Below are 8886 nucleotides of genomic sequence, written 5' to 3'. Positions count from 1 at the left end.
GCATAATCCGATAGAAACGGAATTGGGAGGTCGCAGCTTCTTTATGCTATTTTCCGGATGCTTTCTATCAATAATCAGAATATGTGTCCGAGTTCAATTCTCTACGATCCTCCTATAACACGCGCGATGATTTTCTTTTCCGATTATTTCATCACTCTACACAAAAATGAGTTTGAGCTCCTCAAGTGTTACCAGGTCGACTTGGCCAATACTGGATGATTTCTGAAAGCAGTCACTGCAGATGGGGAAGAAGAGAATGGAGTCTGTTTCCTCCCCTTGTTCGAGTAGGTTCTCCAGATATTCATGCAATTCCTCTCGTTGTTGGACTGACAGATTGCCATAGAAGGCGCTATACTGAATACGTTTCATTCCATAGTCCTTCAGTCGGTTAGCCACCTTGTTTCTCAAAGAATCACCAGAAATGTCGTATATCGATATCAAGCGCATGAAATCACCACCGTGCTTTGTAATAGCTGAAATCTTGTTGGGGCGACCTAAGGCTTGATGCAAGGAGCTGTGCTTGTTTTGCAATGACTCGGCGCAAGGTGGTTCGTTCCTCACCATAAACGACTTCAGATTCCAGCTTTTCAGTTAGTGACTCCACGATGGTTTGCCGTGTGGTCTTGTCCAGTCTGCCCTCTGCCTGAGATTCATACACTGGAATCTGTTTTCTCACAAGCAGGTTAAGAAGTGGTGCATCAACCGCGACAGGTCTCATCTCTTCCATAGCATCAAGGATACACGAAGGACGGCCTGGCCGAGGAGAATGCAGGAACCCGGCAAAGGGATCGAGACCCACCTCCGTAACAGCCACAAGGACCTCACTACGCAGAATAGCATACCCATAGTTCAGCATAGAATTCACAAGGTCTTTGGCTCCGCGGGTTTCGCGCTCCTCGAAGGAATATCGTTCAGGTATGATTTTCGCAATGCCGGACCAGTAAAGAGATGCAGCGCTACCCTCTGCTCCTCGGAGGCTATCCCTAGAAACCTCTGAATCAGACAAAGACTCAACCGTGTTAAGTATGCCGCGCATTTTGCTAACGATACTGTCAAGCTCTTTTGCCAAGAGGGGACTGCTCTCCTTTCGATTGAGAGCTCTACGTGCGAGTAGGCCACTCTGATTGATGATTTTCCCCATGATGAATTTCCTGGCAATACCCCTACCTACTTCGTTTGAAATCGCTTCATACTGTGCTTGCCGAAGAGCTGTAGTACCGTGCTCAAGGAGGCTAGCAATTCTTCCTACTGGTTTCCCATTTCGGTGAGCCATCAGAACAGGGATTCTGTTTTCTAATGCAAGGAAAATAGCGTCGGTAGAAATGCTTGATCCTCGCGTTGGAACGATGATCCGGTTCACATCACACGCTGCTATCTCCTGCTTGTCACCACCCTCTTCTAGGACAAGAAATCTATTTCCCCGCTTTCTCAGTGTAGCTCCAAACTCAGTGACATATAGGGTAACTTTGCTTGTGCTCATAGGCTTCCCTCAATCTAGGTGCTAGAGTTCAGGCATCTAGCTCTGCTTCGCTGTCCTGACCTAACCTGTGGTATCCTGTATACTTGAAACGTTGCTCTGAAAGTTTAACCCCATACTCCTTTCATGGCGGCTGTATCACCCTTGTATGTCACAGATTCACCCCGCAGTGTCTGCATGTATCCCTTGACAAGTTGTTCTCGCCATGACAACGATCACATAGAACAACGACATTGGGTTCTTCATTACGGGCATCTCTCTGGCTTTGTGAATGTCTACCATTTGCATCACCCATCCGTCTCGATCTTCTTCCCGAATCACCTGTTAGGAGCATCATGAGCCATGCTGAACACCATGGACGGACAGTACTGTGACGTAATTCGAATACCCTCAAGGATAACGGAGAAAGCACGCAGAGGGATAGGAAAGAACCAATCCAAATTAGAGCCAGACTGGACCAGTCGGACGGGGAGACGGACATGTCTAGGACATACACTAGTCCACAGAATAAGACGAGTGCAGAGGAGAACGGAATAGCTACAGCTGCAATCAGTGAACCCACTTTCGAGCTGATACGATTGTACCACAACCGAGAATGGCTGATGATAAGCAATGATATGATTATCAGCTCTGACAAGGCAAAAAGCAAAGGTTCCATAGTCAGGGTGGGACGGAGATACGCATCAAACAGAACGGCCAACCCCACACCGAACCATCCGTAGACCGCAAACACTGAAATGAGCAGCAGGTCAAATCCCAGCCAAAATGGGAAGACGTATAGAATCAGCAGAGAATAGTCTAGGAGATACGTAAGGATAACCGGGGATGATCGAAGAGCCCAGCTAACCAGAAACGAAATCAAGAAACCGTAGACCTTTCCCCTTTGTGTGTAGTCCGTTCCGTAATCAAGCATCCTTCCCTCCCTCCACCTCGAGTTTTCTCAGCCACTATTTGGCGAGATGAATACAATCGGACTACGTTGACCGATTGGGATTCCCCTCATACGTTTATGATATCAAGAAGGGGGTAGCACGAAGAGAAACAGTATCTGCACACTAGAGATTCTCTTCGAACTCGCCCAGGTTGTCCCTGATTGCTGTTGTTGCACCCTTCTCCTTGTCAGTAGATTCATCAACGACGTTTGATTCTATCACATTGCCCTCTTCGTCAATAAACACGACATCTTCGTCACCCATGTTATTCATACCACCTGTGAGAAGGAGACGATTGCTAATCACTTAAGGGGATAGGTGGAAAGTTTCACCCTATGCGAAGCGAATAGGAATCGTGCCCTCAGAACAGCTCTGCTCCATAAGCTTTCGAAGATGACGCGATGGAATGGCAGTTCTAGATTACAGAAGAACGGGGGCGATACGGGAATCCCTTATTATTCCCCAAAAAGAGAAAGTGTTGGGGTAGTCATGTGGGCGATGATCTCACAGTAGCATGGGTCTTCTTTGTTACAGGCGAAGCGGTAATAGGTTCAATTGGTCCAATACTCTGCTATGTTCTTCTAGGACCGTGTACTTTGGCACAGCTAGCAACACTTCCCTGGCTAGAGTACCTGTTCTACCTGGCTCTGATATTCGGACTAATCTACGTAGTGCTGATGATCTATCTAGGCACGGATTACAGACGACACGAAGACCTGCGCAGATTGAATCTAGTAATTGCCTTGATTCCCCTGTTCACAACACTCGGCATACTCGGATACGGGTTGAATGACGGACTGCCAGCGGACCTTGTTTTTGGCATACTGCTGAATGTAATTCTATTCCACTCATTAGTGAAAGCGCCCAAGTTTCTAGTTCCTGATATACCTAGGAATGCGCACAAATGTAGGGATCCCGGAAATAGTATTGATAAATCATTATTAGGACAGGCAGAAAACAAGCTAAACCACAAAGATTGGAAAGGCTTTTACATAGCTCTCGCCAAAAGCATTGAGAAAGCTCTGAAGGGGATAGAAGGGAGTAGACACCGTTTCTCGCTTTGGACGCGACTGACTATGTGGAGACGCCATTTTGGCGGTGGTCTGGGCAGAGATATGAAGACCGCCCAGGAGTATTTCAACGGTGGAAAGCTTGGTATGAGTAATTCCCAGTTCAAACAGCTATGGGATAGTGCTCATGATGTGAGAAGAAATAGAAACAAGGCCGCCCATTCCAGTGGCAGAAGTGTTGACAAGAAGAATGCTCGACGATTGTTGCGCGATGTCAGGAAGCTTGTGCTGGCAATCGAGACTTGGCGAGTCAATCACTATTAGGTTGTCATCACGAAGCGAGACAGATCATCACCCAATATCCAAGGTCAAGAGGCTCCCATCGATGATACACTTGAGCTTCCCTAGCCTGCTTTCCTCATGCCCCATTGCTTCCCACGCGCTTGCCAAGTACACTTTCATGTCTCCTGCCGTTACTTCTATATACGGCGAATAGACGCACATCTCTTCGAGGAATTTTCCCATATATGAGGTAGTGAACCTAGACTTCTCGATTACGCTCCACGCGCTCCCGCTTGTTGGCTGCTTGACGTATCGGCATTCCATTCCATCATTCGTCGCGCTGTTGTACTGGTGCTTGTCTGCTGTAAGAAATATGATCCTCGAGTTGGTGTTCTTTTGCAAGAATTGCGTTTCATACCGGATAAGACTGTCAAAAATCGCATCGACGAATTTGCCTTCCGATTGAATCCGTTCTGAATAGTAAAGATGAGCAGGCATACTTATGATAACTCGATGTTCCTCCTGAAGGCGTCTCATTTCTCGTAAGCCCTTGATACCAATTCTACCCCTTTTCGAAGCGACCCGGAGAAGCGGTTCTCTATTACTTTGAATATCGGGTTCCGTGTACTGGCCCGTGAGGAGTCTATAGGACTCTGAATCTCTCTTGTACTCGTCCTCCATCGCTGCAAGGAATGGATCTCCCCTCCGAAACGTGTTGCTCATCTGGTAGTGTAGCTCGTGGTCTACTCCCGCAGGAACAACCAAGAAATGTGGTACGTAGTCATATGGTTGAGGATGGTGCATCCGCATATAGTTTGGATAGAACCGTGCGATTACTAGGTTAGTATCAAGAGAAATGGCAACTGTCCTGTTTCCAGGATTCTCCAGAGCTTCATCTATGCAGCCGGTCAACTCATCATCATTTTTTGAAGGAATCATGCCGGCGCGCCAGGCAATCTGCGCGATGTCCATTGTCGAGATTTCCTGTTCACGATTGATTTTCTTGGCGTCGAAGTCGAGAGACAGCTGAATAGCTCGACCGTTGGATTCATTCCATCCACGGATGTTCCAGATCCTGCTCTCGGAGTAGAGAGTGTTCATGACATCTGTGAGGGTTTTAGGTTTCATCTTGTTTCACCGGGATTTCTCTGAGCTCTGCGTCCAAATCATCAATGTCGATCATGATTGTCTCAGCCTCATCCAAACCTAATTCATAGGCCTTCTTCTTGAGATTCTGCCTGCTGAACTCCTTGAGCAGATAATACGTCAATTTGACATCGATGTCGCAGCTGTGATAGAGGTGCAATGCTGCGACCACTGCACTGCTGGCCATAATCTTTCGACCCGCGGTGATATCAATCACAATCTCGTCATCCGGGCACCTGTCTAGGATTCCTTCTGCAATGAGCCGTGTTGCAACAGGAAGATCTGCTTCAGGGATCCAGATGATGTCTTCCGTGTCGAATGTGATTTTCTCAAAAGCTTCCGCAGCCAATCTAGGTGCTATTTCCTTGCTGAGCTTATGCACTTCTTTGATGTACTGCTTGCCTTCTTCAGAGGGTTCTCCTTCATCTTGCGATGTCATGAAATAGACATCGGATATCTCTGGTTCCATCCCTAGTCTGAGGTACCATGCCAATGAATTTGCGCACGCTTGTGGAGTTACACCGACCATCATGAAATATGACGCCAAGACCTCACAACCTCCATACAGTCTGTTCTTGCAATTGGATGATAGTATTAAACGGTTTACCCACTAGATACTTGGAGATGAATGCTGATTGTGGTGATTGGATTGACATGGTGTCTCTCCTCCTACCGCTCGAAGAAATTGCAGGTACTCCGTACCCTAGAAGCCGCTGTTCTCAGGGCTTCTTCGATTGCAGCATCGTTACCTTCTCTCAATGCTTCTCGGCAGGCAACGAGGTTATCGTTACGCCAGAAGCATGGTTTCAGATGGCCATCGGCAGTCACCTGCAAACTGCCACGAGCTGTGCAGGTTGAAGTGTCATTGCATAGCCGCAACAGTTCAACTGTCATGTCCCCGCTGTCTGTGTGTATCACGTATCCGTCGCCGGTACTATCGAATGTCCATCCTCTACTCTGGCTGTAGTTGATGATTTCCTCTCTATAGTCATTGAGGTTGAGAAAGAGCGAACGGAACTCCTCACTAGAGACTGTTGAAGAAGGAGAGAGCTCGAGCAATTTCACATCTACTTCCATATCTACACACCAGTCGAGATAACCAAACGTGTCTGCCACATTGATGCCACGAAGCATGACCCTGTCGAGTTTCACTGGCTCAAGACCAAGCTCAATAGCTGTTTGGATTGCGTCGATGACCCTATCGCGTGCATCAACGTTGGTTATCCTTTCAAATGTTCTTGCATTGGTAGAGTGAAGGCTGATGTTTACCCTGTCCAGTCCTGCCTGCTGCAGATTCTCAGCCCTAGATACAAATCCGCATCCATTTGTCGTCAAGGAGACCTCGTCTACAAAGGGTGAAATCGCCGAGACAATCTCTTCCAAATCAGGACGCATGAGCGCTTCGCCGCCAAGCAATTTGACCTCGGTTATGCCCAGATTCGCAGCAACACGAACAAGATTTGCAATCTCGGAGACGCTCATGTTCTGGGTTTCTTGTGCGGACAACCCTTCATTGTGACAGAAGAAACAGTTGAAATTGCAGTATTCCGTAATGTTCATGCGAAGTCTCTGGATTGGTACATCTCCCTGCCCTACAAGCACTGCATCGCTCTCCCCGTTGAAGATGGTCTCCGAGACAGTCATTATGAAACACGCAATACTTGGTATGGATGGTATACTAATAGGATAGAAGCGTGAAAGTGGAAAACTAAGCTGCAACAGTTGCAGTTCCAGAGGAAACTATTAGGGTAGGTCTATCTCTTCCATCATAGCTAGCTTCTTGACATTGTCAATGAAAAGCTGGATGAAGCGAAATCTAACGGCTAGTGGCTTGACGGATATCCTGATTGAAGGATCTCCTGACGCGGACTTGTTACCCTTGTTTTCTGGGATTGCAATCATAGACACTCCTTGCCGACCGCTAAGACTTGGATAGTGATACTCTAGGTTGATGTTGTAGTAGCTGAACGTCCGCACGAGATAAGGGACCCCACTTTGGTTTCGCCTATACACGGCCCCCCGCTCAAGACCTAGCATCTCTTGTTCGATGCAATTGAAGAAACGAGTATCTTGTTTTAGTGTTCTTTTGCCTTCTTGTGTCTTATACCACGGTCTTCTTTCGTCGTATCTCTCCTGAGTTCTGGCTGACTCAGATTCAAAGCTTACAGGAGCCAAATATCTTGAGAAGGTGTTATCAACGGTCTGAACAGTTATGCATTCCCAGCCGACTTCGAATGCGCGTGTCGGAAATCCTTTGAAGAGAACAAAGATTTTCATGAATCTCGAAGGACTAGCCAAGAACTCCTGAAATGACTGTGGAACATCGATGGCGAGCAAAGAAAGATAGTAGTCATGTTTGTGCCTAGGTGAGGACAGGATGTTCCTGTATGATCGAATGTCTCCATGACTGAGAGTGCTAAGGCCGTTTGGGCTATGACTGTGCCAGCTTCCCAGATGCTGGAGATTGTCATCTATCTGATAGAGGGACTGGAATTTAGCTTCCTGGTAATCTAGGTCTGAATGTAGGCTACACGCTGACTTTCTTGCCCTTGGACCGCTTGTGATAAAGTTCACTGCTTCCATTCTCTTCGAGCTGAATTCATGTGACGGTAGCGAGCTCGGCTGTTCTTGCTCCAGATAACCGATGAGGACGCCGCCCTCTTCCACGTCTGATGTTTCTCTTATCGCTTTCAGAATCCTCTCCAGAAGCTTGCGCCCAACCACTATTTCTGATAATCCAAGGATTGTTTTCAGTTCCATTCTTTCACCGAGATAGATTGGCTTTCTATTGCTTCTCATCATGTTTCAATTTCCTCCATAAGTTGCTGGTCTCGTGTAGGCCTGCATTTGACAACGCAAAGCGATGTCAATCTGCTCCGCAGAAACAATCCTCCTGCTGGGAGATGAAATACCTCTGGCTGGACAAACCTGGATTGTCGCCTGTTTTTCGCAAGTAGAAGACCACGTAATTGGCCTTATCTTGTGGATAGAATCGAGGATTTGGGTTCTCAAGCAAAAGACGGAGCGCTCGCTTCGCGGCTATAGCTGAAATGATTGCAATGTCCATGGAGAGGCCTGATGCTTTGTACTCCTCTTGATTGAGTCCGTAGATCTTCTCCTTCTCATCATCTGTGATTTCGATGGAATCCTCGATATCATTCCAGCCTTGCTTCGCGCTCACCAAGCACAGGCACTGGAAGCAACCTGTTTCCTCCGGGATATACGAGTAGATTTCCCCACCTACCCCTGTCCGAAAAACATTCGCTGTAACGCAACTAGTTGACTTGTTGACACAGACTCGATTAACATATTGTCTGACGGGGAAACTATCGGAGGCCGAAAGAACAAAGTCTGCTTCTTCCACTTCCATTTCAAAGTCGGGGCTTTCCATTATGTCGACTGGATAATCTCTTACGTTTGCACTCGGGTTCCTATCTGTAATCCATTCACTCATGATATGGACTTTCAACTGTCCGAGTTCCTTGCGTCTGGCTGGATGCTTTACCAGATTCACTTCATCGAAAGTGTCTGGATCAAACAGCGTCCAATGTTGAATCCCATTCATTGTGAGGTGCTGTACTATTGGGGCCCCACCACTGCCTACACCTACAATCAGGATGCGTTTGTCTTGGAGCTCCTCTGGGGAGAGTATGTAGTTGATTCTGTCATAGTCCATGGCTAATCACCTCAATCCTGTGCCCTCCCTGGCCACCTTCGTGTACGTTTCCATTTGAGATACTTGTGGATCCATAGTGTCGCTTTCTTGACCACCAATGCAAGAGAATACGAGATATTCCATTGCTTGGACTGCATTATACAGAGGCTTCCGTCGCTGTATCTGTGTGGAGCATCAGAAGGGTTCCAACCAGAAGAACGGATTCGCGGCATGGTGTATGGATACTTATCGGGAATGACGATCTTCAAGCCGTACCGCCCGTTGCGAATCTTGATATCCCCCTCAAGTTTGACGGGCTTTCTCTTGCCACCTTTCTTTTTCACGTGCAGCTTGAATCCGGGACAATAGCGCCTGAGTATTCTC

At 47.3% G+C, this 8886-nt stretch carries 11 protein-coding genes; 2 read left to right on the top strand and 9 right to left on the bottom strand.

Translation table 11 applies throughout. From position 1 onward, the window contains the following. Positions 1-156: 156 nt before the first annotated feature. The 4 genes from cas2 to GF309_05955 form a co-directional block, all read right to left on the bottom strand. Positions 157-447, bottom strand: coding sequence for a CRISPR-associated endonuclease Cas2 (gene cas2, locus GF309_05970; GenBank protein ID MBD3158321.1), 291 nt, complete (start codon positions 445-447; stop codon positions 157-159). 4 nt (positions 448-451) lie between these two features. Then, the gene (cas1, locus tag GF309_05965; protein MBD3158320.1) at positions 452-1480 is read right to left on the bottom strand and encodes a CRISPR-associated endonuclease Cas1; all 1029 of its coding nucleotides are present in this window, start codon (positions 1478-1480) and stop codon (positions 452-454) included. Positions 1481-1628: 148 nt separating this feature from the next. Next, complete coding sequence (locus GF309_05960) at positions 1629-2390, bottom strand: hypothetical protein (protein ID MBD3158319.1); 762 nt, start codon at positions 2388-2390, stop codon at positions 1629-1631. Positions 2391-2532: 142 nt separating this feature from the next. Continuing rightward, positions 2533-2673 carry a hypothetical protein gene (locus GF309_05955; protein MBD3158318.1) on the bottom strand — a complete coding sequence of 47 codons (141 nt, stop codon included), beginning with the start codon at positions 2671-2673 and terminating at the stop codon, positions 2533-2535. A 227-nt stretch (positions 2674-2900) separates the two neighbouring features. Here GF309_05955 and GF309_05950 point away from each other — a divergent pair, with 227 nt between their 5' ends. Both GF309_05950 and GF309_05945 read left to right on the top strand, forming a co-directional pair. Then, on the top strand, positions 2901-3743 hold the full coding sequence (locus tag GF309_05950; protein MBD3158317.1) for a hypothetical protein: 843 nt from the start codon (positions 2901-2903) through the stop codon (positions 3741-3743). Positions 3744-3921: 178 nt separating this feature from the next. Further along, complete coding sequence (locus tag GF309_05945; GenBank protein ID MBD3158316.1) at positions 3922-4167, top strand: hypothetical protein; 246 nt, start codon at positions 3922-3924, stop codon at positions 4165-4167. 651 nt (positions 4168-4818) lie between these two features. Here the strand turns inward: GF309_05945 and GF309_05940 are convergent. The 5 genes from GF309_05940 to GF309_05920 all read right to left on the bottom strand — a co-directional run. Further along, a complete protein-coding gene (locus tag GF309_05940; protein ID MBD3158315.1) occupies positions 4819-5394 on the bottom strand; it encodes a hypothetical protein in 576 nt (191 codons plus the stop codon). Between the two features lie 122 nt (positions 5395-5516). Then, positions 5517-6491 (bottom strand): GTP 3',8-cyclase MoaA, encoded by a 975-nt coding sequence (gene moaA, locus GF309_05935; GenBank protein MBD3158314.1) that lies wholly within the window; start codon positions 6489-6491, stop codon positions 5517-5519. A gap of 99 nt (positions 6492-6590) precedes the next feature. After that, positions 6591-7649 carry a hypothetical protein gene (locus GF309_05930; protein MBD3158313.1) on the bottom strand — a complete coding sequence of 353 codons (1059 nt, stop codon included), beginning with the start codon at positions 7647-7649 and terminating at the stop codon, positions 6591-6593. A gap of 64 nt (positions 7650-7713) precedes the next feature. Then, on the bottom strand, positions 7714-8523 hold the full coding sequence (locus GF309_05925) for a hypothetical protein (GenBank protein ID MBD3158312.1): 810 nt from the start codon (positions 8521-8523) through the stop codon (positions 7714-7716). A gap of 11 nt (positions 8524-8534) precedes the next feature. Then, on the bottom strand, positions 8535-8886 hold a 352-nt coding region (locus GF309_05920), incomplete at its 5' end, for a hypothetical protein (protein ID MBD3158311.1).

The organism is Candidatus Lokiarchaeota archaeon, assembly GCA_014730275.1.
In the GTDB taxonomy this organism is placed as follows: Archaea; Asgardarchaeota; Thorarchaeia; order Thorarchaeales; family Thorarchaeaceae; genus WJIL01.
The sequence above is the reverse complement of the archived record's forward strand: the minus strand, read 5'-3'. Positions and strand labels throughout refer to the sequence as shown.